Below are 22,843 nucleotides of genomic sequence, written 5' to 3'. Positions count from 1 at the left end.
GTCAATTCCCCTCCTTGACGGGTCGTTGCAGTTCGACATCGCCCGCGTGGATCAGCATGACCTCTCCACCGTCGCGGCGCAAGCGCAGCGCCCCGTCGGGCGCGAGCCCGTCGAATGTCCCGTCGATCCCCAATTCCGATACGCGCAGCGGTGTGCCGATCGGGTGCGCCTGCGCCGTCCAGGCAGCGGTGATGCGGTCGATCCCTTCGTGCCGCCACGTCCACAACGCGTCGGTCAAGGCGACCGCGAGCACCTCGGCGAAACGGTCGCGGTCGATCGACACACCCCTGTCGGCAAAACAGACGGTCGGGCGATCGGGCAATTCGGGCGCCGAAACCAGATTGACGCCCATGCCGATGACGATGCTGTCACCCGCGCGTTCGAGCAGAATGCCGGTGCATTTAACGCCCTCGATCAGCAGGTCGTTTGGCCATTTGAGCCAGGCGCCGACACCGGGCGCGAGCGTATCGACTGCCTTCGCCAGCGCCACGCCCGCGACCAGCGACAGACCCGCCGGCGACGGATCGCCCGCGGTCAGGTGAACCACCGTCGATCCCATGAAATTGCCGTGCCCGTCGCCCCAAGCACGGCCCAAGCGCCCACGTCCGGCGGTCTGGCGATCGGCGACCAGCCAATGACCTTCACCGACATGCTCGCCACTGGTCAGCCGCGCCAGCAGGTCGGCGTTGGTCGAACCTGTCTGCGCGATCCGCTCTATGGGCGGTATCAGAACAGCACCGCTGCGGCGCTGGCCGAAAGGACCGCCAGCACGGGAATGAAGAGATAGCCGATGACCGACAGCCACAGAGCGCTCGCGGTGATCACCGCATCCTCGACGATGGCACCGCCGCCCTTGGGGAATTCGGTGTCCGACTTGTCGTCGAAGTACATCGTCTTGATGATCGCGATATAATAGAATGCGCCGATCACCGAGGCGACGATGCCCGCAACCGCCAGCGGCACGAGGTTCGCGTTCACCGCGGCCTCGAACACCAGATACTTCGGCCAGAAACCGAACAGCGGGGGGATGCCGGCGAGGCTGAAGAGGAACACCGCCATCGCCGCCGCCAGGCCCGGGCGGCGCTGCGACAGGCCGGCGAGCGCCGGAATGCTTTCGACCTGATTGCCGTCGGCATCGCGCAGCTGGAGCACAACGAGAAAAGCGCCGAGCGTCGTCAGCATATAGACGAGCAGATAGGTCAGCACGCCCTCGACACCCTGCTGCGTTCCGGCAGCTAGGCCGACGAGCATGAAGCCGACGTTGTTGATCGACGAATAGGCCAGCAGGCGCTTGATATTCTTCTGTCCGATCGCACCGACCGCTCCGAGGATGATCGAGGCGAGCGACAGGAAGATGATGATCTGCTGCCATGCGCCGACCGCAGGGCCCATCGCGTCGATCACGACGCGCGTCATCAGCGCCATCGCCGCCACTTTCGGGGCGGTGGCGAAGAAGGTCGTCACCGGGGTCGGTGCGCCTTCATAGACGTCGGGGGTCCACATGTGGAACGGTACGGCGCTGATCTTGAAGCCAAGACCTGCGAGTACGAACACGATGCCGAAGATCAGGCCGATGTTGAGCTCACCGCCGAGCACCTTCGCGATCCCGGCGAAATCGGTGGTGCCGGTGAAGCCGTAGAGCAGCGAGATGCCGTAAAGCAGCATGCCCGACGCGAGCGCGCCGAGGACGAAATATTTGAGGCCCGCTTCGCTCGACCGTTCGTCGGTGCGCATGAAGCTCGCGAGCACATAGGCCGCGAGGCTGTTGAGCTCGAGCCCGACGTAAAGCGTCATCAGGTCGCGCGACGAGGCCATGATGCCCATGCCGAGCGCGGCAAAGAGGATCAGCGTCGGATATTCGGCGCGCATGCCGCCGTTGAAGAAGCGCGGCGCGACGATGATGCAGACGAAGCTCGCAGCATAGATCAAGAGCTTGGCGAAACCGCCGAAGCTGTCGACCGACAGCGTGCCCGAAAAGACCGTCGTTTCGATGCCGAACAGCGCGACGACGGCGAACACGGCGGCGGCGAGCGTCAGCAGCGAGCTCAGCTGATAAAGGCCGACATTGCGGTCACCAAGGAAGGTGCCGAGCATCAGCGTGATGAGCCCGCCGATCGTCAGGATCAGTTCGGGCCAGATGAGCATCAGGTCGGCGGTCATTGGACGCCTCCTGCATGGCTCGATCCGTGGGCCGCTTCTCCATGCGCCGCGGCAGGCTTCAGCTTACCGGCGGCAAGATGCGCGTCCCCAGCGGGCTTCGCCGGAGCGAGGCGCGCGACAACCGTGGTCACATCACCGCGCATCGGCGCGAGGAAGCTTTCGGGATAGACGCCCATCCACAGCGCCACGGCGGCCAGCGGCACCATGATCGTCCATTCGCGGGGATTGAGATCGGCCATCGCCTTCACATCGTCCTTGGTCAGTTCGCCGAACACGACGCGGCGGTAGAGATAGAGCATGTATGCGGCGCCGAGGATGATCCCCGTGGTGCACACGAAGGCGACCCAGCTCGAGGCTTCATAGATGCCCGCGAGGCTCAGGAATTCGCCGACGAAACCGCTGGTCCCCGGCAGGCCGATCGACGCCATGGTGAACAGCATGAAGAAGAGCGCGTAGGCCGGCATGTTCACCGCGAGGCCGCCGTAACGATCGATCTCGCGCGTGTGGAGCCGGTCATAGATCACGCCGACGCAGAAGAAGAGCGCGGCCGACACGACACCATGGCTGAGCATGATGATCAGCGCGCCTTCGATGCCCTGCTGGTTGAACGCGAACAGGCCCGCGGTGACGATCGCCATGTGCGCGACCGACGAATAGGCGATCAGCTTCTTCATGTCGCTCTGCACCAGCGCGACGAGGCTGGTGTAGACCACCGCGATCATCGACAGGCCAAAGACGATCCACATCAGCTGCCCCGATGCGTCGGGGAACATCGGCATCATGAAGCGCAGGAAGCCATAGGCGCCGAGCTTCAAGAGCACGCCCGCCAAGATCATCGAACCCGCGGTCGGCGCCTGCACGTGCGCGTCGGGAAGCCAGGTGTGGACGGGCCACATCGGCATCTTGACCGCAAGGCTGGCGAAGAAGGCGAGCCACAGCCAGGTCTGCATCTGAACCGGGAAGTCATAGTTCAGCAGCGTCGGGATGTCGGTCGTGCCCGCCTCGTGGATCATCGCGATGATCGCGATCAGCATCAGCACCGATCCGAGCAGCGTGTAGAGGAAGAATTTGAACGCCGCATAGATGCGGTTCGCGCCGCCCCAGATGCCGATGATGAAATACATCGGGATCAGGCCGGCTTCGAAGAAGATGTAAAAGAGCAGCAGATCCTGCGCACAGAACACGCCGATCATGATCGTTTCCATGACGAGGAACATCGCCATGTAGAGGCCGACACGGCTCTTGATCGCGTCCCAGCTCGCCAGAATGCACAGCGGCATCAGGAAGACGCTGAGCATGATCAGCATCAGCGCCATACCGTCGATACCGAGCGCATATTGGAAACGGCCGAACAGGTCGGCGCGCTCGGTAAACTGCCACTGCGCCCCGCCAATGTCGAACTGCGCCCACATGATGCAGCCGAGGACAAAGGTCGCGAGCGTCGCGCCGAGCGCGACGAAGCGCGACATCTTGTCGCCAACGAACAGGCAGGCGATGGCGGCGATCGCGGGGACCGCCAGCATCAGCGAAAGGATCGGAAAGCCGCTCACAGGAAATTCACCATGGCCCAGCTGGCGAGGCCGACAAGACCGAGCAGCATCACAAACGCATATCCATAAACATAACCCGATTGCAGCCGGACCGCGAGACGGGTCCCCCCAGCGACGAGCGCGGCGGCGCCATCGGGACCGAAGCGGTCGATGGTGCCTTCATCCCCGCGCTTCCAGAAGAAGCGGCCGATCGCGAAGGCGGGCTTCACGAAGAGGATGTTGTAGAGCTCGTCGAAATACCATTTGTTGTACAGGAACTGGTGGAGCAGCTTGAACTGCGCCACGAAGCGCGCCGGCAGCGTGGTGTTGCGGATATAGCTGTTCCACGCCAGGAATAGCCCGATCGCCATCACCGTGAACGGCGTCCATTTGACCCACAAGGGAACTTCGTGCGCGGCGTGCATCAGATGCTCGTCGAACGCGAGGCTACCCTGCCAGAACGCCATGCCCTCTTCGGGGTAGATGAACTGGTGGTGGAAGACGATGCCCGCGAACACCGCGCCGATCGACAGCACGACCAGCGGGATGAGCATCGAGATCGGGCTTTCGTGCGGGTGATAGCCCGCGGTGCCGTCGCTATGCGCGTCATGGTGGTGCGCGTGTGCATGATCGTCGCCCGAATGCTCTTCGGAGGGATCTTCATGCTCGCCATGAACCGCATGCTGGATATGCTCGCTCTGTTCCCAGCGCGGCTTGCCATAGAAGGTCAGGAAGACGAGGCGCCACGAATAGAAGCTGGTGAGGAAGGCCACGAAAATGCCGACCCAGAAGGCCACCACGCCGCCGCCGCCGCTCGCGAAAGCCGCCTCAAGTATGCCGTCCTTCGAATAGAAGCCCGCAAAGCCCGCGACACCCGCGATACCGACGCCGGTGATCGCCAGCGTGCCGAGCATCATCGCCCAATAGGTGATCGGGATCGATTTCCGCAGATTGCCGTAATAGCGCATGTCCTGTTCATGGTGCATCGCATGGATGACCGAACCGGCGCCGAGGAACAGCAATGCCTTGAAGAAGGCGTGCGTGAACAAATGGAACATCGCGGCGCCATAGGCGCCCGCGCCCGCGGCGAAGAACATATAGCCTAGCTGCGAACAGGTCGAATAGGCGATGACGCGCTTGATGTCCCACTGCGTCGTCGCGACGGTCGCGGCGAAGAAGCAGGTCGCCGCGCCGACGAACATCACGACGCCCTGCGCGACTTCGCTGGTTTCGAACATCGGCGACAGGCGGCAGACCATGAAGACGCCCGCGGTGACCATCGTCGCGGCGTGAATCAGCGCCGACACCGGGGTCGGGCCTTCCATCGCGTCGGGAAGCCAGGTGTGCAGGCCAAGCTGCGCCGACTTGCCCATCGCACCGATGAACAGCAGCAGGCAAAGGATCGTCATCGTGTCGAGACGCATGCCCATAAAGCTGATCGTGCTGCCAGCCATGCCCGGCGCGGCCGCCAGAATCTCGGGGATCGAGACGGTGCCGAACACGAGGAAGGTGCCGAAGATGCCAAGCATGAAGCCAAGGTCGCCGACGCGGTTGACGACGAACGCCTTGATCGCGGCGGCATTGGCGCTCGGCTTCTTGTACCAGAAACCGATGAGCAGATAGGATGCGAGGCCGACGCCTTCCCAGCCGAAGAACATCTGGACGAGATTGTTCGCGGTCACGAGCATCAGCATCGCGAAGGTGAATAGCGAGAGATAGGCGAAGAAGCGCGGCTGATCCGGGTCCTCCTCCATATACCCCCAGCTATAGAGGTGGACGAGCGCCGACACCGTCGTGATCACAACGAGCATCACCGCGGTCAGCGCGTCGACGCGCAATTCCCAGTTGAACTGGAGCGCGCCCGACGAAACCCAGTGCAGCACCGGCGTCACGCCCGCTTCGCCGCTGCCCGTCACGAACGACAGGAAGATCGGCCAGCTCAAAGCGCAGCTGGTAAACAGCGCGCCCGTCGTCAGGATTTTCGACGGCACATTGCCGATCACGCGCTGGCCGAGGCCTGCGATGACTGCCGCCAAGAGCGGCAGGAAAACGATCGCCTGGATCACCGGTTTACCCCTTCATCCGGTTGGCATCGTCGACGGCAATGGTGCCGCGGCCGCGGAAGTAAATAACGAGAATGGCAAGGCCGATCGCGGCTTCGCCCGCAGCGACGGTCAGCACGAACATCGCGAACACCTGCCCGACGAGGTCGCCGAGCGCCGCGCTGAACGCGACGAGGTTGATGTTCACGGCGAGCAGGATCAGTTCGATCGACATCAGGATGACGATGATATTCTTGCGATTGATGAAGATGCCGAGCACGCCGAGCGTGAAGAGCACCGCCGAAACGGCGAGATAATGGCCGACCGAAATCACAGTTCCATCCCCTGCCCGACGCCCGGATCGACAAGCCGCGTCGCATCCTGCGGACGGCGCTGGTTCTGATGCGAGATATTCTGCGTGCGCACGCCGCCACGCTGGCGATGCGTCAGCACGATCGCGCCGATCATCGCGACGAGCAGGACGATACCCGCCGCCTCGAACAGGAAGATATAGCGCGTGTAGAGAAGCTCACCGATCTGCTGGATATTGCTCTTGTCGCTGACGACCGGCGCCGCGCGCGCCGCGAGATCGACCCCGCCGGCGCTCCATGCACCGACCGCAAAGATCAGCTCTGCCGCGAGGATGATCGCGACCAGCGCGCCCAGCGGCAGGTAGCGAACGAAACCGGCGCGGAGCTCGGCGAAATCGATGTCGAGCATCATCACGACGAACAGGAACAGCACCGCGACCGCGCCGACATAGACGATGACAAGCAGCATCGCGATGAATTCGGCGCCCGCGAGCAGCATCAGACCCGCCGCGTTGAAGAAGGCGAGGATAAGCCACATGACGCTGTGGACCGGATTGCGGGCCAGAATGACCATCGTCGCCGAAGCGATGACCATGAAGGCAAAGAGCCAGAAGGCGATGTATTGGATCATGTGCGCGCGCCCTTATCGATAGGGCGCGTCGGCGGCAAGATTCGCCGCGATCGCGCGTTCCCATTTGTCGCCATTGGCGAGAAGTTTGGCCTTGTCATAGAGCAGTTCTTCGCGCGTTTCGGTCGCGAATTCGAAGTTCGGCCCCTCGACCACCGCATCGACCGGGCACGCTTCCTGACAGAAGCCGCAATAGATGCACTTGGTCATGTCGATGTCATAGCGCGTCGTGCGACGCGAACCGTCTTCGCGCGGTTCGGCCTCGATCGTGATCGCCTGCGCCGGACACACCGCTTCGCACAGCTTGCACGCGATGCAGCGTTCCTCGCCGTTCGGATAACGACGCAGCGCATGCTCGCCGCGAAAGCGCGGCGACAGCGGATTCTTCTCGAACGGATAGTTGATCGTCGCCTTCGGCTTGAAGAAATACTTCAGCGTAAGGGCGTGCGCCTTCACAAACTCCCACAAGGTGAAGCTTTTGATCAGGTGGGCGATGGTGCTCATGAGTACCTCGTCAGCATCAGATAGCCGGAGATCAGGAAGATCCAGAGAAGCGAAATCGGCAGGAAGATTTTCCAACCCAGCCGCATCAGCTGGTCATAGCGGTAGCGCGGGACCGTCGCCTTGACCCAGCTGAAGACGAAGAAGAAGAACAGGATCTTCGCGAACAGCCAGATGACGCCGGGAACGGCATAGAGTGGCGCCCAGTCGATCGGGGGTAGCCAGCCGCCCCAGAAGAGCACCGCGTTGAGCGTGCACATCAACAGGACGTTGGCATATTCGCCGAGCCAGAAGAGCGCGAAGGCCATCGACGAATATTCGGTCTGATAGCCCGCGACGAGCTCGCTTTCCGCTTCGGTCAGATCGAATGGCGCGCGCGCTGTTTCGGCGAGCGACGAGATCAGGAACATCACCGCGAGCGGGAAGAGCAGCAGGTTGAAGCCGAAGGCGTTGACGATGCCGAGCCCGTGGCCCTGCTGCGCTTTCACGATTTCGTTCATGTTGAAGCTGTCGGCAAAGAGCACGACGCCGATCAGGATGAAGCCGATCGAGACTTCATAGGAGATCATCTGCGCCGAGGCGCGCATCGCCGAAAAGAACGGATATTTCGAGTTCGACGCCCAGCCCGACAGGATCACGCCGTACACACCGAGCGACGAAATCGCGAGGATGTAGAGCAATCCGACGTTGATATCGGCGAGCACCGCGCCTGAATTGAACGGGATCACCGCCCACGCCATCAATGCGACGGTGAAGGTGATGATCGGCGCGATCAGGAACAGCCCGCGGTTCGCCCCCGTCGGGATGATCGTTTCCTGCAGGAACACTTTCAGGCCGTCGGCGAAGCTCTGCAGCAGGCCGAAGGGACCGACTACGTTCGGGCCACGGCGCAGCGCGATCGCCGCCCAGATCTTGCGGTCGGCATAAATGATCATCGCGACGCTGAGCATCAGCGGCAGCGCGATCAGCAAGATGCCGCAAATCGTCGCGACGCCCCACGCCCAATTCGGATCCATGCCCCAGGAGATAAAGGTCTCGGTCATTTCCGGGTCCCGTCCTGATTGCGCCAGCCGTTATGCGGGCCGGGCTTCTCCGACTTGCGCGGATTGAACCCGCGCCACACCGAATAGCCCATCCCGACCAGCAACACGCTGGCAATCGCATGCACCGGGTTCATTCCGCGGCCTCCGCAAAGTCGACGCCATGGACCAGCTCTTCCGAGCAGCGCTGCATCGTCGGCGACGCGCGGCAGATGGCGTTGGTGAGATAGAAATCCTTGATCGGCGATGGGATCGCTCGCGCCTCGGGTTTCGCCGGCAGCTTTGGCACCGTCCAGCCATAGTCGGCGAGACCCTCGACGCCGAGCGCAGGCACCGCGGCGATCATCGCCGCGCGGCATTGCGCAAAGCTGTCGAACCCGAGCGATACGCCAAGCGCATCGGCTAGTGCGCGGAAAATGCTCCAGTCCTCGCGCGCATCGCCGGGTGCGAACACCGCTTTCTCGCTGCGCTGGACCCGGCCCTCGGTGTTGACCGTCGTGAAGTCCTTTTCGGTCCATGCCGCAGCGGGCAGGATGACGTCGGCGGCATGCGCGCCCTTGTCCCCATGATGCCCGACATAGACTTTGAACGTGTCGGGCAGCGCCGCGAAATCGACCTCGTCGGCGCCGAGGAAAAAGGCGAGCTTCGGCTTCGCCGCGATGACATCCTTGATGCCGCCGGGCAGGCCGTAACCAAGCATCAGCGAACCCATACGCGCGGCCGAGAAATGTACGACGTTATAGCCGTTCCAGCCGTCCTTGACCGCATTCACCGACTTGGCGAGCGCGAGGCCTGCGCCGTGAACGCCGGGCACCGACAGCGCGCCGCCGCCGAAGATCAGCATCGGCCGCTCGGCGCCCTTCAGCGCGTCGAGCACCGCCGTGGGCAGCTTCGTAACGAGCGAAGCGTCGTCGCCCAGCCACTCAGCCTTGTACGTCAGGTCGGTTTCGGGGCCGATCGCAAAGACCTTCGCGCCCTTCTTCCACACCGCCTTGCGGATGCGCGTGTTGATCAGCGGCGCTTCCCAGCGCAGGTTCGTGCCGACGAGCAGGATCACGTCGGCGTTCTCGGCCTCGGCGATGCCGGTGTTGAAATTGACCGCCGACAGGCTCGTCACGTCATAGTCGAGCCCGGTCTGGCGCCCTTCGAGCAGGGCGCCGCCGAGCGCGTTCACCAGCGACTTCGCCGCGAACATCGTCTCGCAATCGGCGAGGTCGCCCGCGATTGCGGCGACCGAAGAGCCGGCGCCCACCGCCTTGATGGCGGCGAAGGCTTCAGCCCAACTTGCCGGCTGAAGCGTACCATTCACGCGAACATAAGGCTGATCGAGGCGGCGGCGGACAAGGCCATCGACATGGTGGCGGGTCTTGTCGTTCGCCCATTCCTCGTTCACGTCATCATTGACGCGCGGCAGCACGCGCAGGACCTGACGGCCGCGCGCATCGATACGCACATTGGTGCCGACGGCGTCCATCATGTCGATGCCGAGCGTCTTGGTAAGTTCCCAAGGACGCGCTTCGAACGCATAAGGCTTGCTGGTCAGTGCGCCGACCGGGCAGAGGTCGACGATATTGCCCGACAGCTCGCTGCCGACCGCGCGTTCGAGGTACGACGTGATCTGCATATTCTCGCCGCGATAGATCGCGCCGACATCTTCGACGCCCGCGACTTCCTCCGCAAAGCGGACGCAGCGCGTACACTGGATGCAACGGGTCATCACCGTCTTGACGATCGGCCCCATATATTTCTCGGTGACCGCGCGCTTGTTCTCGTCATAGCGCGTCGCGCCGCGGCCATAGGCGACCGACTGGTCCTGCAAGTCGCATTCGCCGCCCTGGTCGCAGATCGGACAGTCGAGCGGGTGGTTGATGAGCAGGAACTCCATCACCCCTTCGCGCGCCTTCTTCACCATCGGGCTGTCGGTCTTGATTACCTGCCCCTCAGCAGTCGGCAGCGCGCACGACGCCTGCGGCTTCGGCGGACCGGGTGCGACCTCGACGAGGCACATGCGGCAATTGCCGGCGATCGACAGGCGTTCATGATAGCAAAAGCGCGGGATTTCCTTCCCCGCCAGCTCGCACGCCTGCAGAACGGTCGCGCCCTGCGGGACGTCGAGTTCTACGCCATCTACGGTAACTTTAGGCATTATTCGGCTGCCTCCAGCGCGCCGCCATTCTCGCGGATGCGGCGTTCGATTTCGGGGCGGAAATGTTTGATCAGACCCTGGATCGGCCAGGCAGCCGCGTCGCCGAGCGCGCAGATGGTGTGGCCTTCGACCTGCTTGGTCACGTCGAACAAAGTGTCGATCTCGCTGATGTCGGCGTCGCCGGTGCGCAGACGCTCCATCACGCGCCACATCCAGCCGGTGCCTTCGCGGCACGGGGTGCACTGGCCGCAGCTTTCATGCTTGTAGAAATAGCTGATGCGGCTGATCGCCTGAACAACGTCGGTCGACTTGTCCATCACGATCGCGGCCGCGGTACCAAGACCCGATCCGACGGCCTTCAGCCCGTCGAAGTCCATCGGCGCGTCCATGATCTCGGCCGCGGGTACGAGCGGAACCGACGAGCCGCCGGGGATCACCGCCAGCAGATTGTCCCAGCCGCCGCGGATGCCGCCGCAATGCTTGTCGATCAGTTCGCGGAAGGGGATACCCATCTCTTCCTCGACGACGCACGGGCGCTCGACATGGCCCGAGATCTGGAAGAGCTTGGTGCCCTTGTTGTTCTCGCGTCCGAAGGAGGCGAACCACGGCGCCCCGCGGCGCAGGATCGTCGGGACGACCGCGATCGATTCCACGTTGTTCACCGTCGTCGGGCAGCCATAGAGGCCCGCACCCGCCGGGAACGGCGGCTTGAGGCGCGGCTGGCCCTTCTTGCCCTCGAGGCTTTCGATCATCGCGGTTTCTTCGCCGCAGATGTACGCGCCGGCGCCGCGGTGGACGAAGACGTCGAAGTCATAGCCCGACTTCGCGGCATTCTTGCCGAGCAGGCCGGCGTCATACGCCTCCTGCACCGCGGCGAAGAGCGTCTCGGCCTCGCGGATAAACTCGCCGCGGATATAGATATAGGCCGCACGCGCGCGCATCGCGAAGCCCGCGATCAGCGCGCCTTCGATCAGCTTATGCGGATCGTGGCGGATGATTTCGCGGTCCTTGCACGAACCCGGCTCGGATTCGTCGGCGTTGATGACGAGGAAGCTCGGGCGGTCGGCGCGCGGCTCCTTCGGCATGAACGACCATTTGAGCCCCGTCGGGAAGCCCGCGCCGCCGCGGCCGCGCAGGCCCGACGCCTTGATCTCCTCGATGATCGCGTCCTGGCCGCGCTTCATCAGGTCCCTGGTATTGTCCCAATCGCCGCGCGCCTGCGCGGATTTGAGGTTCCACGGCTGAAAGCCGTAGAGATTGGTGAAAATGCGATCCTTATCGGCCAGCATGGCTTACCATTCCTTCCGATAGTCGTGGTTCGAAGACACCATTTCCTTCAGCGTCGTCGGACCGCCGTCGGGCTCGCTCGTGTGACGGTTCGCGAGCTGCGTTCCCGCCTTCGGCAGCTCGCCCGCAGCGAGCGCATCGAGGATGCGGACGGTGCTGTCGTAGTCGAGGTCTTCGTAATTATCGTCGTTGATCTGGACCATCGGCGCGTTGGTGCAGGTGCCCATGCACTCGACCTCGGTCAGCGTGAACAGGCCGTCGGGCGTCGTCTTGCCCTTGACCATGCCGCGGTTCTTGCACGCGGCCATCACATCGTCCGACCCGCGCAGCAGGCACGGCGTCGTGCCGCACACCTGCACATGATAGCGGCCGACCGGCACGAGATTGTACATCGTGTAGAAGGTCGCGACCTCATAGGCGCGGATGAAGGGCATATCGAGCGCGGCGGCGACATATTCGATCACCGGCACGGGCAGCCAGCCCTGCGTCTGCGTCTCGGCGCCGACCTGGCGCTGCGCGAGGTCGAGCAAAGGCATTACCGCCGAGCGCTGGCGTCCCGCGGGATAGCGCGCGATAACCGCTTTCGCCTTTTCGGCGTTTTCCGCCGTCCACGCAAAAGCGCCCCAGCGCGCGCGGGTTTCGGCTTCGTCGGGAATATTGGGTGCGTCGGCCATTAGCGGTCACACTCTCCGAAAACGACGTCAATGGCGCCGATAATTGCAGTGGTATCGGCGAGCATGTGGCCTTTCGACATCATGTCCATCGCCTGGAGATGCGAAAACGCCGTCGGGCGGATCTTGCAGCGGTACGGCTTGTTGGTGCCGTCGCTGACCAGATACACGCCGAATTCGCCCTTGGGGCTTTCGGTCGCAACATAGACTTCGCCCGCCGGGACGTGGAAGCCCTCGGTATAGAGCTTGAAGTGATGGATCAGCGATTCCATCGACTGCTTCATCTCGCCGCGCTTCGGCGGGACGACCTTGCGGTCGAGGCTGGCGATCGGGCCCGTGGGCATGTCGCGCAGGCACTGCTTGATGATCTTGGCCGACTGATAGACTTCCTCGACGCGCACCATGAAGCGGTCGTAGCAGTCGCCGCGGGTGCCGACGGGAATGTCGAATTCCATCGCGGCATAGGCGTCATAGGGCTGCGACTTGCGCAGATCCCACGCAATGCCGCTGCCGCGGATCATCGGGCCCGAGAAGCCCCATGCCAGCGCATCTTCCTTCGACACCGTCGCGATGTCGACGTTGCGCTGCTTGAAGATGCGGTTGTCGATCACGAGGCTCATCGCGTCGCCGAACAGCTTCGGCAGGCGCGTTTCGACCCATTCGCCGATATCGACAAGCAGCTTTTCGGGGACATCCTGATGGACGCCGCCCGGGCGGAAATAGGCGCTGTGCATGCGCGCGCCCGAGGCGCGTTCGAAGAAGTTCAGGCAATCCTCGCGCAGCTCGAACACCCACAGGTTCGGGGTCATCGCGCCGACGTCCATGACGTGCGACCCGATGTTGAGCATGTGGTTGCAGATACGCGTCAGTTCGGCGAACAGCACGCGCAGATATTGTGCGCGTGCCGGAACTTCGAGGTCGAGCAGCTTCTCGATCGCGAGCACATAGCTGTGTTCCATGCCGAGCGGCGAGCAATAGTCGAGCCGGTCGAAATAGGGCAAAGCCTGCAGATAGGTCTTATATTCGATCAGCTTCTCGGTGCCGCGGTGGAGCAGCCCGACGTGCGGGTCGACGCGCTCGATGATTTCGCCATCGAGTTCGAGCACGAGACGCAAGACGCCGTGCGCCGCCGGATGCTGCGGGCCGAAGTTGATCGTGTAGTTGGTGACAGCCTGATCGCCCGCGGTATTGGCGGTATCGACCGGATAGCCTTCGAACAGGTCGCCACCATAATGATGGACGTTCGGAGAGTCGGTCATGCGTCACCTCCCTTGGGCTTGCGAGGCGCGCGCGGCTTTGCCGGCGCCTTATCGGCCTTAGTCGTCGCAGGCGTTTTGGCGGTCCTGGTCGCAGGCTTGGCGCTGGCGCCGTCACGGCTTGTCTTTGCGGCCTTGAGGTTGGCCTTCGCCCCCGCCCCGGTCTGCTCGGGTTTTTCAGTCGTCTTCGGCGTCGGCGGCGGCGACGCCTTTGCTTGATCGTCGGCCTTCTTGACCTCGGCGGCAGTCATCGGCGTCGGCGCCCCCTTGCCCGGCGCTTCGCCGGTGCCGCCGGCCTTTTCATCGCCGGGCAGCACATAATCGGCGCCTTCCCACGGCGACATGAAGTCGAAATTGCGGAAATCCTGCGCGAGCTTCACCGGCTCGTACACGACGCGCTTGTCCTCTTCGCTGTACCGCAGCTCGGTATAGCCGGTCAGCGGGAAATCCTTGCGCTGTGGGTGCCCCTGGAAACCATAGTCGGTCAGAATGCGGCGCAGGTCAGGATTGCCCGCGAAGAGCACGCCATACATGTCGAACACTTCGCGTTCGAGCCAGCCCGCGTTCGGCCACACGGGAACGATTGTCGGCACCGGCGTCGCTTCATCGGTCGAGACGCGCACGCGCAGGCGGTGATTCCGCGTGACACTGAGCAGGTGATAGACGACTTCGAACCGTTCGGCGCGGTCGGGATAATCGACCCCCGCAATCTCCATCATCTGCTGATATTCGAGATTATCGCGCAGCGCGATCATCACCCCGGCGATCGCATCGCGTTCGACGGTGATGCTGTCTTCGTCGACGGTGAAGACATGCGCCAGCAGATCGGTGCCGAGCAGCTTTTTGAGCGCGTCGGCGAGCGCCGGCTGCGGCGCCACGAGAGGAGCAGGATGGGCCATCAGCGTTCGATCGTCCCGGTACGGCGGATCTTCCGCTGCAACTGCATCACGCCATAGAGCAACGCTTCGGCGGTCGGCGGGCAGCCGGGGACATAGATGTCCACGGGCACGATACGGTCGCAACCGCGCACCACCGAATAGCTGTAGTGATAATAGCCGCCGCCGTTGGCGCAGCTGCCCATCGAGATGACGTACTTCGGGTTCGACATCTGGTCGTACACGCGGCGGAGCGCCGGAGCCATCTTGTTGCAGAGCGTCCCCGCGACAATCATCACGTCGGACTGGCGTGGGCTCGCGCGAGGCGCGGCGCCGAAACGCTCCATGTCATAGCGCGGCATGTTGACGTGGATCATCTCGACCGCGCAGCAGGCGAGGCCAAAGGTCATCCACCACAGCGAGCCGGTGCGCGCCCAGTTGAACAGATCCTCGGTCGAGGTGACGAGAAAGCCCTTGTCGCCGACTTCGCTGTTGAGGTCGTCGAAGAACGCCGCGTCGGGGTTGGTCCCCGGAGCCACTGGCATCAATCCGGGGTTGGTCCCCGGGGCAACCGGCATCTGGCCGGGCGGCAGGATGATCGAGCTGCTCATTCCCAGTCCAACGCCCCTTTCTTCCATGCATAGACAAGGCCGAGCGTCAGTTCGGCGAGGAAAATCATCATCGTGGCCCAACCGGCCCAGCCGATTTCCTCAAGGCTCACCGCCCAGGGAAAGAGGAAGGCGGCTTCAAGGTCGAAGATGATGAAAAGAATGGCGACGAGGTAGAATCGCACGTCGAACTGGCTGCGCGCGTCCTCGAACGCCGGGAAACCGCATTCATATTCGGTCAGCTTCGCCGGATCGGGCTTGTGCGCCCCGGTCAGCCGCGCGACGCCCATCGGCAGGAAGACGAAGGCGGAGGACAGGCCGATGGCGACGACCAGAAAGATCAGGATCGGCAAATATTGCGTCAGATCGACCATGGGAGCTCGCAGTTCTGTTGTTCATATTTTGGGGTGTCTCGCACCCGTTTATCGGGGGCGCTTTAGGCCACGAAGTCGCGTGTCGCAAGCACCGCGGGCAGGATTTTCGTATCCCGTGTGACCAAAAGCACAAAGGCCGCTGGCGACAGCCCCTATCGCTGTGATACCTCACGCAAAAAGGGTCGGTGTGCCGCGCTTTCCGGGCGCAACTTCGATAAAGGGAGCTTTCATGGGACCAATTACCACTCGCGCAGCACTAGCCTTGGGCGTCGCCGCACTTTTCGCGGCGACTCCGGCCCAGGCCGAACTGATCAACGCGTCGAATCCCGCAACGATCAAGGCGATCCTCGAGTCGCAAGGCTGGCCCGCGACGCTGATCAGCAAACCCGGCGATGATCCCTATCTCGAAAGCAATCGCAACGGCCTGAAATTCCTCGTTCTCTTCATGAACTGCGAAGAGGGCAAAAAGTGCAAGACACTGCAATATTATATGGGGTTCAGCGACGCCAAAAACGTCTCGCTCGACAAGCTCAACAAGTGGAACAAGGACAAGCGCTTCGCCCGCGCGTATAAGGATGACGAGGGCGATCCGGTCCTTGAAATGGACGTCGACCTCGATTTCGCGGGCATCCCGCGCGAGAATGTCGGCGAGACCTTCAACACTTGGGCGTCGCTGATGGACAGCTTTCGCGAATATGTTTTCGAGAAGTGACGCCGACGTTCGTTGATGCGGAAAAAACCTCACTCGTCACCCCGGACCTGATCCGGGGTCCATGACTTCAACGCTGCCATGGATGCCGGATCAAGTCCGGCATGACGAAATGGGGGAATATCTTTAAGTGCTCGTCAGGCGTTACGCAGCGCGCCCGCGACCAGCTTCTGCAGCTTCGAATGCACCGCGGCGCTACCGGCAATGAATTCGCTGCGCTCGATCGCACGGTCGCCGCCGCGGAAATCGCTGACGAAGCCGCCGGCTTCGCGCACGAGCAACATGCCCGCCGCGACGTCCCATACCTTGAGGTCGCTTTCCCAGAAACCGTCGTAACGGCCCGCCGCGACCCATGCCAGGTCGAGGCTGGCGGCGCCGAAGCGGCGGATGCCGGCGACTTCGGGCGCGACCGCACCGAAAATGCGACTCCACTGCGCCATATTGCCGTGGCCCATATAGGGGATGCCGGTCGAGATCAGGCATTCGTTGAGGTGGCGGCGCGATGCGACACGCAGGCGGCGGTCGTGCAGCCAGGCGCCGCGGCCGCGTTCGGCCCAATAGCTTTCGTCGGTGACGGGCTGATAAACGAGCGCCGCGGTAACGTCGCCCCAGCCGCCGCCGGGTTTCGGCTCCTGTACCGCGATCGAGATCGCGAAATGCGGGATCGCGTGTAGGAAGTTCGACGTGCCGTCGAGCGGATCGATGATGAAGCGCGGCTTGCCCGGATCGCCTTCGATGGTCCCGCCTTCTTCGAGCACAAAGCCCCAGCCCGGACGATCGCGGCCGAGTTCGTCATACAGCGTGCGCTCGGCGGCCTGATCGGCCTTCGAGACGAAATCGGCCGGCCCCTTCTGCGAAACCTGCAAATGCTCGATTTCGCCGAAATCGCGGCGCAGCTTCGTGCCGGCCTTGCGCGCGGCGCGTTCCATGACGGTGATGATGCCGGATACGGCCATTGTTCATTCTCCCCCCTCCCGCTTGCGGGAGGGGTCGGGGGAGGGATTGTTTCCATCACGGCGGGGGCCCGTCCCTCGACAGGCCCTCCCCTAACCCCCTCCCGCAAGCGGGAGGGGAACTAATCAGTCCGCGCGGCGGACATATTCGCGGTCGTACACATGCACGACGATCTTGGTTCCGCTGGTGATGTGCGGCGGCACCATCACGCGCACGCCATTGTCGAGGATCGCGGGCTTGTATGACGACGACGCCGTCTGCCCCTTCACCACCGCGTCGGCCTCGACAATCGTCGCTTCGATCGTTTCGGGCAGCTCGACCGAGATCGGACGCTCTTCCCAAAGCTCGAGCACGACGTCCATGCCGTCCTGCAGGAATTCATGCGCTTCGCCGACGACATCCTTCGAGATGTTGATCTGCTCGAACGTATCCTTGTCCATGAACACCAGGTCGTCGCCCTCGGCATAGAGGAACTGGAAATCCTTGGTGTCGAGGCGGACCTTTTCGACCGTGTCGGCGCTGCGGAAACGGTTGTTGAGCTTGCGGCCGTCGATCAGATTCTTGGCTTCGACCTGCATATAGGCGCCGCCCTTGCCCGGCTGGGTGTGCTGGATCTTGGTGACCTTCCAGATCCCCTTTTCATATTCGATAATATTGCCGGGACGGATTTCAACGCCGGTGATTTTCATCGCGCACACTCACAGTTCAAGGATGGAAAGAGCAAAGCAGCGCCCGCCAGGCACAGCTATCAGGTGCGCGCCTTTAGCCGCGCCAGCGCCGAAGGGCAAGCCGCAGCGTCAGGGCGTGGCGACGACCAGCCGGCGCGTGCGCCGATAGCTGGCCCAGACGAGCACGACAAAGAGGATCAGCCCGATCCACGGCGCATAGGGCGCATAGCCGTCGCCGGTCACCGCAAGCGGCGCATCATTGTCGGTGACATAGACGGTGCCCGCGTAGAATACTCCGAGCAAGCTTTCGCCCACGATCATCCCCGTCGCGGTCAGCACACCCATGCGGTGCGCAAAGCTCGCGTTCGGACGCTTCGATGCCCAACGATCATAGAACCAGCCGCCGACCGCGCCGATCACGACGGGCAGGATCACCGCCATCGGCAGGTAAATCCCGATCCCGATCGCGAGCGGCGGCAGCCTGAGCTTGCCGGCGCGGCCCAGCAGCGCATCCACGATGATGAAGCCGATCCCCGCGAGCACGCCATAGCCGAGCATCGTCCAGTTGAGGTCGCCGCCGAGCACGCCCTTTGCGAGTGACGAAATCAGGCCTGCCTGCGGCGCCGCCAGTGCTTCGGGTCCGGCACCGGGGACGCCGACAAAGCCGACAGTCTCGTTAAGTACATTGAGCACCGGCGGGACGACGAGCGAGCCGAAGATCACGCCAATGATCAGCGCGACCTGCTGTTTCCACGGCGTCGCGCCGACGAGCTGGCCGGTCTTGAGATCCTGGAGGTTATCGTTCGAGATCGTCGCGATGCCGAAGACAAGGCCGGTGACGATCAGCGCATAGGCGACCATCGCAGCAATCTCTTCTTCTCCGCCGCCACGGCCGAGCAGACCGAGAAGCAGCAGCGACGAGGCAATGATCGCGAGGATGCCGATTCCCGACACCGGCGAGTTCGACGCGCCGATCAGGCCCGCCATATAGCCGGTGACCGACGCGATCATCAGCCCGATCACGATGATGAAGAGGAGCGCGCCCGCGATTAGAATCATCGCCGATCCCGCGAGCGGCCCGCCGGCGAGCACGGTCCAGAGCAGCCAGCCGATCGGCAGCATCAGCGCGAGCGATCCGCCGAACACCCAGTTGATCGAAATATCCTGTTCCTCGATCGCCAACGCCTGCCCGCCCTGCCGCGCGCGGCTGGCCGCCATCGCCGAGCGGATGCCGCCGAACACCGGCCCGGCAATCTTGATCAGCGTCCAGATCGCCGCGACCGCGATGACGCCGGCGCCAAAGAAGCGCACGTCGGCGCGGAACACAGCGTTCGCCAACGTCTCGGCATCGCCCGCTCCGCCCTGCGTCAGGATCGGCAGCAGCACCCACCAGCCGGTGACCATTCCGACGAGCTGCGCCATGCCAACCGACAGGCCGACGAGATGGCCGACGCCGAACAGCGCAAAGGCGAGCCCGCCAGCGATACCGGTCGCACCGGTGCCGACCGCGAACCAGCGCGCAACCTCGGCGCCCGCGAGCTTCATTTGAGTGAGCAGTGTGAAGGCGGCCGCGACGATGCTGTTCCACATCAAGGCCGACAATCCGGCGCGATTTTCCTCGGCGCCTTCGGCGCTCGCGGCGCCGACCTGCAGCACTTCGGCGGCGGCGCGGCCTTCAGGATAGGGAAGATCCGAATCGACGACGAGCGCACGGCGCAGCGGAACCGAGAATAGCACGCCCAAGATCCCGCCGAGCATCGTGATCGCGGTGGTTTCGAGCATCGGGAAGCCCTGCCAGTACCCGACCATGACAAGCCCCGGCAGCACGAAGATGATCGCCGCCAGCGTGCCCGCGGCGCTCGCGATCGTCTGGACGATGTTATTTTCGAGGATCGTCGACCCGGCCATATAACGCAGCAGCGCCATCGAAATCACCGCTGCGGGGATCGACGTCGCAAAGGTCAACCCGACCTTCAGCCCGAGATAGACGTTTGCCGCGGTGAACATCAGCGTCAAAATGCCGCCGAGCAGAATCGCGCGGAGCGTCAGTTCGCGCCCGCGTGCGGCCGTTGTGGTGATTTCGGTCATAAACTTCTCCCCGCCCGCTGTGTCGCGACACGCCGGGCCCAGCGCAAGTCAAAAACAGATGCAAGCCAAAAGGCGACGAACCGACGCCGATTTGACGCATCGATCCAATATGAGGCGTGACATCAATGCCATATCGGCGGCCATGATAAGTATCGATCTTCCGGACCTTACTCCGCCGCCCCCTCGCGGCAACGCAGCACCTTCGTCGCGCGGGGCTCCTTGCGCCGGCCTTTTTGGCTGGCGCAAGGATGCGGCGCCGCCGCATGTGCCGAAGGATGCTCCGAAGACGCCAGGGTGCGATTACCCGGCGGGCTGATCTTCGAGAAGGGCGCTGAACGCGCGCACGGCTTGCCCGGGCCCTTCCGGGTGTGCCCAGACACCGCCCGATACGGCAAGGAAGTCGGCGCCCGCTTCGACCAGCACCTGTGCATTGTCGACCGTGATGCCGCCGATCGCAACGCACGGCAGCTCGAACATGCCCTGCCACCATTCGAGGATTTCAGGGTCGGCGCGATGCTCGACCGTCTTGGTCGCTGTGGGGTAAAAAGCGCCGAAGGCGACATAGTCGGCCCCCGCTTCGCCCGCTTCCATCGCCATATGGCGGCTCGCGTGACAGGTCACGCCAATCTGCGCTTCGGGGCCCAATATCCGGCGCGCCTCGCGCGGATCGCCGTCATCCTGTCCCAGATGCACGCCATCGGCACCGAGCCGTTTCGCCAGCGCGACATCGTCGTTGACGATGAACGCCACATCATGCGCCGAGCAAAGCGCCTGCAACGGCTCGGCGAGCCGTGCCGCTTCGTGCTGGTCGAGATCCTTCACGCGAAACTGGAACGCGGCGACCGGACCGGCGTCGAACGCTTCGGCAAGTCGGTCGGGAAAATCGCCGCCGACATCGAGCGGCGAAATCAGGTAAAGCTGGCAGGTCGGTGTTTTCATGGCGCGTTCATAGCGGCGCGGTCACAGACGGGCAAATGCAGAACATACACCGCCTCGCGATCATCGCCCTCCCCGCCGCCCTCGCCCTTTCCGCCTGCGTCACGACACGCGGCGCGGCGTTTCCGGACGGCAGCGATGTTGCGCTAGGGCAGAAAGCCTATGTCGACGGCCCGCTCGTCCAGCCCGTCGAAGTGCTCGAAGACAGCCGCTGCCCGATGAACGCGCGCTGCGTCTGGGCCGGGCGCGTCCGGGTGAAGATGGTCTGGATCCGCGGCAATGGCCAGAAACAGCTGTTCGAAGCCACGCTGGGCGAGCCGGTCCAGCTTGCCGATGGCCAATTCACGCTCGAATCGGTGCGCCCCGAAAAGATGACCAATGTGACGATCAAGCCTTCGGACTATCGCTTCTCGTTCCGCTTCGCGGGCGGGCTTTAAAGCACCCGCCCCAGCAGGAACCCGTCCCAGCCCTTCGCGCCGACCGTCTGGACGGCGGTCGCGTCGAGGCGCGGGCCGTTGCTCAGCATATCGAAAAGCGCGCGCGTGCCGGCGATGCGCTCGTCGTCGCTGTCCACGTCGATTACGCCACCTTCGCGCACGACATTGTCGACGATTATCGTCGTGCCGGGGCGGCCGAGCCGGATCGCCTCTTCGACGTAGCGAACGTTGCTCTGTTTATCGGCGTCGATGAAAACGAAATCGAACGGCGCCTCATCGGTCATCGCCGCCAGGCTTTCGGCAGCCGGGCCAACGCGGATGTCGACCTTGTCGGCCAATCCGGCAGTTTCCAGATTCGCTTGCGCAACACGCGCATGATGCGCTTCGAGTTCGAGCGTTACGAGCGACCCGCCCTCAGGCAGCGCGCGGGCGAGCCAGATCGTCGAATAACCGCCGAGCGTCCCGACTTCGAGGATGCGCTTCGCGCCCGCCACCTGCGCGAGCAGGAAGAGCATCTTGCCCTGCGCCGCCGACACGTCGATCGGCGGCAGACCTTCTTCGGCATTGTTGGCGAGGGTGGTGGCAAGCGCGTCATCATCGCCAAGCAATTTGGCGGCGATATAATCGTCGACGGCTTGCCACCTCTCTCCCATCACCTAGGCCACGGAGGCCGCGTGAATTTCCTTGATCGCGCCGCCGAGCGACGCGTTGAACTCTTCATCGTTCATCTGATGGCGCAGATCTTCGAGCAGCGCACGGCTGAAGCTCGCGATGATGCCCGGGTTCTTTGCCAGCTCGGCGCACGCTTCGAGGCGGGCAAAGCCGCCCGACAGCGCAACGACGCGCAACACCTTCGGATGATCGACGAGCGGCTGGAACAGGCCGGCCTCGGTCGGCAGCGATAGCTTCAGCATCACCGGCGCACCGGTCCAGGCGTCGAGCGCCGCGAGCGTTTCCTCGAGCAGCAGGCGATCCGCCGCGTCGCGCTCGGCGCTCTTGATGTTCACTTCGGGCTCGATGATCGGAACGAGGCCATGCGCCGCGATGCGCGCGGCTTCGGCGAACTGCTGTTCGACGATCGCCTTGATACCCGCCGGATTGGCGAGGTTGACGACGCTGCGCATCTTGGTGCCGAACACGCCCTTGGCGACCGCACGCTCGCAAAGCGCATCGAGACCCAGGTTGGCCTTCATCAGCTGGACGCCATCGGCTTCGTCCTCAAGCCCCTTGTCGACCTTCAGGAACGGCACCACGCCGCGCTCCCAGAGCAGCGCCGGAACCGGCTTTCCGCCGGCATCACCATCCATCGTTCGCTCGAACAGGATCGCGCCGATCACCTTCTCGCCGTTGAAGCAGGGCGCGGTAACGATGCGGCTGCGCATGTCGTGGATGAGGCCGAACATTTCCTCGTCGTTCGAGAAGGCGTCGGCTTCGATGCCGTAACCCTTCAATGCCTTGGGCGTCGAACCCCCGCTCTGGTCGAGTGCGGCGATAAAGCCCTGCCCCGATTTGATCTGGTCAAGCATGGCGGCATGAACGGTGGTCATAGGATCTCCGGTTGTTTGCATACGTATGTGGCGCTGCGCATAGCGACCCCGTGGGCACGATGCAATGCGACGGGGA

Annotated in this window: 24 protein-coding genes; 2 read left to right on the top strand and 22 right to left on the bottom strand. The window is 63.5% G+C overall.

The genetic code is table 11. From position 1 onward, the window contains the following. Window position 1: 1 nt before the first annotated feature. Genes ASD73_RS17865 through ASD73_RS17795 form a run of 16 tightly spaced genes read right to left on the bottom strand, consistent with a single transcriptional unit; the run spans window position 2 to window position 15,428 of the window. On the bottom strand, window positions 2-709 hold the full coding sequence (locus ASD73_RS17865; protein ID WP_327196935.1) for a biotin--[acetyl-CoA-carboxylase] ligase: 708 nt from the start codon (window positions 707-709) through the stop codon (window positions 2-4). A gap of 17 nt (window positions 710-726) precedes the next feature. Beyond that, window positions 727-2,160: an NADH-quinone oxidoreductase subunit NuoN gene (gene nuoN, locus ASD73_RS17860; RefSeq protein WP_056374523.1), complete on the bottom strand. Its 1,434-nt coding sequence runs from the start codon at window positions 2,158-2,160 to the stop codon at window positions 727-729. After that, complete coding sequence (locus tag ASD73_RS17855; RefSeq protein WP_056376118.1) at window positions 2,157-3,710, bottom strand: NADH-quinone oxidoreductase subunit M; 1,554 nt, start codon at window positions 3,708-3,710, stop codon at window positions 2,157-2,159. Before ASD73_RS17855 ends, nuoN begins: the two co-directional genes overlap by 4 nt. After that, a complete protein-coding gene (gene nuoL / locus ASD73_RS17850; protein WP_056374519.1) occupies window positions 3,707-5,755 on the bottom strand; it encodes an NADH-quinone oxidoreductase subunit L in 2,049 nt (682 codons plus the stop codon). The genes ASD73_RS17855 and nuoL overlap by 4 nt, the downstream gene beginning before the upstream one ends. Before the next feature lie 4 nt (window positions 5,756-5,759). Then, window positions 5,760-6,065 (bottom strand): NADH-quinone oxidoreductase subunit NuoK, encoded by a 306-nt coding sequence (nuoK, locus tag ASD73_RS17845; protein ID WP_039573822.1) that lies wholly within the window; start codon window positions 6,063-6,065, stop codon window positions 5,760-5,762. Continuing rightward, window positions 6,062-6,673 (bottom strand): NADH-quinone oxidoreductase subunit J, encoded by a 612-nt coding sequence (locus ASD73_RS17840; RefSeq protein WP_056374517.1) that lies wholly within the window; start codon window positions 6,671-6,673, stop codon window positions 6,062-6,064. Before ASD73_RS17840 ends, nuoK begins: the two co-directional genes overlap by 4 nt. 12 nt (window positions 6,674-6,685) lie before the next feature. Then, on the bottom strand, window positions 6,686-7,174 hold the full coding sequence (gene nuoI / locus ASD73_RS17835) for an NADH-quinone oxidoreductase subunit NuoI (RefSeq protein ID WP_037510831.1): 489 nt from the start codon (window positions 7,172-7,174) through the stop codon (window positions 6,686-6,688). Further along, complete coding sequence (nuoH, locus tag ASD73_RS17830; RefSeq protein WP_056374515.1) at window positions 7,171-8,214, bottom strand: NADH-quinone oxidoreductase subunit NuoH; 1,044 nt, start codon at window positions 8,212-8,214, stop codon at window positions 7,171-7,173. The genes nuoI and nuoH overlap by 4 nt, the downstream gene beginning before the upstream one ends. Then, a complete protein-coding gene (locus ASD73_RS22855) occupies window positions 8,211-8,348 on the bottom strand; it encodes a hypothetical protein (RefSeq protein ID WP_156377452.1) in 138 nt (45 codons plus the stop codon). The genes nuoH and ASD73_RS22855 overlap by 4 nt, the downstream gene beginning before the upstream one ends. After that, window positions 8,345-10,357: an NADH-quinone oxidoreductase subunit NuoG gene (nuoG, locus tag ASD73_RS17825; protein ID WP_056374513.1), complete on the bottom strand. Its 2,013-nt coding sequence runs from the start codon at window positions 10,355-10,357 to the stop codon at window positions 8,345-8,347. The genes ASD73_RS22855 and nuoG overlap by 4 nt, the downstream gene beginning before the upstream one ends. Continuing rightward, window positions 10,357-11,646, bottom strand: coding sequence for an NADH-quinone oxidoreductase subunit NuoF (nuoF, locus tag ASD73_RS17820; RefSeq protein WP_056374510.1), 1,290 nt, complete (start codon window positions 11,644-11,646; stop codon window positions 10,357-10,359). Before nuoF ends, nuoG begins: the two co-directional genes overlap by 1 nt. A 3-nt stretch (window positions 11,647-11,649) precedes the next feature. After that, window positions 11,650-12,318: a complex I 24 kDa subunit family protein gene (locus tag ASD73_RS17815; RefSeq protein ID WP_056374509.1), complete on the bottom strand. Its 669-nt coding sequence runs from the start codon at window positions 12,316-12,318 to the stop codon at window positions 11,650-11,652. Next, the gene (locus ASD73_RS17810) at window positions 12,318-13,574 is read right to left on the bottom strand and encodes an NADH-quinone oxidoreductase subunit D (protein WP_056374506.1); all 1,257 of its coding nucleotides are present in this window, start codon (window positions 13,572-13,574) and stop codon (window positions 12,318-12,320) included. The genes ASD73_RS17815 and ASD73_RS17810 overlap by 1 nt, the downstream gene beginning before the upstream one ends. After that, window positions 13,571-14,470 carry an NADH-quinone oxidoreductase subunit C gene (locus tag ASD73_RS17805; protein WP_056374505.1) on the bottom strand — a complete coding sequence of 300 codons (900 nt, stop codon included), beginning with the start codon at window positions 14,468-14,470 and terminating at the stop codon, window positions 13,571-13,573. Before ASD73_RS17805 ends, ASD73_RS17810 begins: the two co-directional genes overlap by 4 nt. Then, window positions 14,470-15,024: a NuoB/complex I 20 kDa subunit family protein gene (locus ASD73_RS17800; RefSeq protein WP_056375229.1), complete on the bottom strand. Its 555-nt coding sequence runs from the start codon at window positions 15,022-15,024 to the stop codon at window positions 14,470-14,472. The genes ASD73_RS17805 and ASD73_RS17800 overlap by 1 nt, the downstream gene beginning before the upstream one ends. Before the next feature lie 29 nt (window positions 15,025-15,053). After that, the gene (locus tag ASD73_RS17795; protein ID WP_056374504.1) at window positions 15,054-15,428 is read right to left on the bottom strand and encodes an NADH-quinone oxidoreductase subunit A; all 375 of its coding nucleotides are present in this window, start codon (window positions 15,426-15,428) and stop codon (window positions 15,054-15,056) included. Between the two features lie 229 nt (window positions 15,429-15,657). On the opposite strand from ASD73_RS17795, the gene ASD73_RS17790 reads away from it, so the two are divergent. Continuing rightward, window positions 15,658-16,140: a YbjN domain-containing protein gene (locus tag ASD73_RS17790; protein ID WP_056374501.1), complete on the top strand. Its 483-nt coding sequence runs from the start codon at window positions 15,658-15,660 to the stop codon at window positions 16,138-16,140. 134 nt (window positions 16,141-16,274) lie between these two features. On the opposite strand, the gene ASD73_RS17785 is transcribed toward ASD73_RS17790, so the two are convergent. From ASD73_RS17785 to thiE, 4 genes are all read right to left on the bottom strand, one after another. Then, window positions 16,275-17,093 (bottom strand): inositol monophosphatase family protein, encoded by an 819-nt coding sequence (locus ASD73_RS17785; protein ID WP_056374500.1) that lies wholly within the window; start codon window positions 17,091-17,093, stop codon window positions 16,275-16,277. A gap of 123 nt (window positions 17,094-17,216) precedes the next feature. Then, window positions 17,217-17,780: an elongation factor P gene (efp, locus tag ASD73_RS17780; RefSeq protein ID WP_056374498.1), complete on the bottom strand. Its 564-nt coding sequence runs from the start codon at window positions 17,778-17,780 to the stop codon at window positions 17,217-17,219. A 108-nt stretch (window positions 17,781-17,888) separates the two neighbouring features. Further along, a complete protein-coding gene (locus ASD73_RS17775; protein WP_056374496.1) occupies window positions 17,889-19,847 on the bottom strand; it encodes an OPT family oligopeptide transporter in 1,959 nt (652 codons plus the stop codon). 300 nt (window positions 19,848-20,147) lie between these two features. Beyond that, complete coding sequence (gene thiE, locus ASD73_RS17770; protein WP_056374494.1) at window positions 20,148-20,786, bottom strand: thiamine phosphate synthase; 639 nt, start codon at window positions 20,784-20,786, stop codon at window positions 20,148-20,150. Between the two features lie 35 nt (window positions 20,787-20,821). Between thiE and ASD73_RS17765 the strand changes: the two genes are divergently transcribed. Further along, complete coding sequence (locus ASD73_RS17765) at window positions 20,822-21,220, top strand: hypothetical protein (RefSeq protein ID WP_235534583.1); 399 nt, start codon at window positions 20,822-20,824, stop codon at window positions 21,218-21,220. Here ASD73_RS17765 and ASD73_RS17760 read toward each other — a convergent pair. Both ASD73_RS17760 and ASD73_RS17755 read right to left on the bottom strand, forming a co-directional pair. Further along, window positions 21,217-21,873 (bottom strand): O-methyltransferase, encoded by a 657-nt coding sequence (locus tag ASD73_RS17760; RefSeq protein WP_056374491.1) that lies wholly within the window; start codon window positions 21,871-21,873, stop codon window positions 21,217-21,219. The genes ASD73_RS17765 and ASD73_RS17760 overlap by 4 nt on opposite strands. 3 nt (window positions 21,874-21,876) lie before the next feature. Further along, the gene (locus ASD73_RS17755) at window positions 21,877-22,746 is read right to left on the bottom strand and encodes a fructose bisphosphate aldolase (RefSeq protein WP_200934985.1); all 870 of its coding nucleotides are present in this window, start codon (window positions 22,744-22,746) and stop codon (window positions 21,877-21,879) included. Between the last annotated feature and the right edge of the window lie 97 nt (window positions 22,747-22,843).

Source organism: Sphingopyxis sp. Root154, from assembly GCF_001427105.1.
Lineage (GTDB): Bacteria > Pseudomonadota > Alphaproteobacteria > Sphingomonadales > Sphingomonadaceae > Sphingopyxis.
This window is presented reverse-complemented; position numbering and strand designations above follow the sequence as displayed.

What these genes read in the sequence shown, in the direction of transcription:
- nuoN (WP_056374523.1), bottom strand. Translation starts at nt 2,160, where the DNA reads ATGACCGCCGACCTGATGCTCATCTGGCCCGAACTGATCCTGACGATC.
- ASD73_RS17840 (WP_056374517.1), bottom strand. Translation starts at nt 6,673, where the DNA reads ATGATCCAATACATCGCCTTCTGGCTCTTTGCCTTCATGGTCATCGCT.
- nuoI (WP_037510831.1), bottom strand. Translation starts at nt 7,174, where the DNA reads ATGAGCACCATCGCCCACCTGATCAAAAGCTTCACCTTGTGGGAGTTT.
- nuoH (WP_056374515.1), bottom strand. Translation starts at nt 8,214, where the DNA reads ATGACCGAGACCTTTATCTCCTGGGGCATGGATCCGAATTGGGCGTGG.
- ASD73_RS22855 (WP_156377452.1), bottom strand. Translation starts at nt 8,348, where the DNA reads ATGAACCCGGTGCATGCGATTGCCAGCGTGTTGCTGGTCGGGATGGGC.
- nuoG (WP_056374513.1), bottom strand. Translation starts at nt 10,357, where the DNA reads ATGCCTAAAGTTACCGTAGATGGCGTAGAACTCGACGTCCCGCAGGGC.
- nuoF (WP_056374510.1), bottom strand. Translation starts at nt 11,646, where the DNA reads ATGCTGGCCGATAAGGATCGCATTTTCACCAATCTCTACGGCTTTCAG.
- ASD73_RS17815 (WP_056374509.1), bottom strand. Translation starts at nt 12,318, where the DNA reads ATGGCCGACGCACCCAATATTCCCGACGAAGCCGAAACCCGCGCGCGC.
- ASD73_RS17810 (WP_056374506.1), bottom strand. Translation starts at nt 13,574, where the DNA reads ATGACCGACTCTCCGAACGTCCATCATTATGGTGGCGACCTGTTCGAA.
- ASD73_RS17805 (WP_056374505.1), bottom strand. Translation starts at nt 14,470, where the DNA reads ATGGCCCATCCTGCTCCTCTCGTGGCGCCGCAGCCGGCGCTCGCCGAC.
- ASD73_RS17800 (WP_056375229.1), bottom strand. Translation starts at nt 15,024, where the DNA reads ATGCCGGTTGCCCCGGGGACCAACCCCGGATTGATGCCAGTGGCTCCG.
- ASD73_RS17795 (WP_056374504.1), bottom strand. Translation starts at nt 15,428, where the DNA reads ATGGTCGATCTGACGCAATATTTGCCGATCCTGATCTTTCTGGTCGTC.
- ASD73_RS17790 (WP_056374501.1), top strand. Translation starts at nt 15,658, where the DNA reads ATGGGACCAATTACCACTCGCGCAGCACTAGCCTTGGGCGTCGCCGCA.
- ASD73_RS17785 (WP_056374500.1), bottom strand. Translation starts at nt 17,093, where the DNA reads ATGGCCGTATCCGGCATCATCACCGTCATGGAACGCGCCGCGCGCAAG.
- efp (WP_056374498.1), bottom strand. Translation starts at nt 17,780, where the DNA reads ATGAAAATCACCGGCGTTGAAATCCGTCCCGGCAATATTATCGAATAT.
- ASD73_RS17775 (WP_056374496.1), bottom strand. Translation starts at nt 19,847, where the DNA reads ATGACCGAAATCACCACAACGGCCGCACGCGGGCGCGAACTGACGCTC.
- thiE (WP_056374494.1), bottom strand. Translation starts at nt 20,786, where the DNA reads ATGAAAACACCGACCTGCCAGCTTTACCTGATTTCGCCGCTCGATGTC.
- ASD73_RS17765 (WP_235534583.1), top strand. Translation starts at nt 20,822, where the DNA reads ATGCAGAACATACACCGCCTCGCGATCATCGCCCTCCCCGCCGCCCTC.
- ASD73_RS17760 (WP_056374491.1), bottom strand. Translation starts at nt 21,873, where the DNA reads ATGGGAGAGAGGTGGCAAGCCGTCGACGATTATATCGCCGCCAAATTG.
- ASD73_RS17755 (WP_200934985.1), bottom strand. Translation starts at nt 22,746, where the DNA reads ATGCTTGACCAGATCAAATCGGGGCAGGGCTTTATCGCCGCACTCGAC.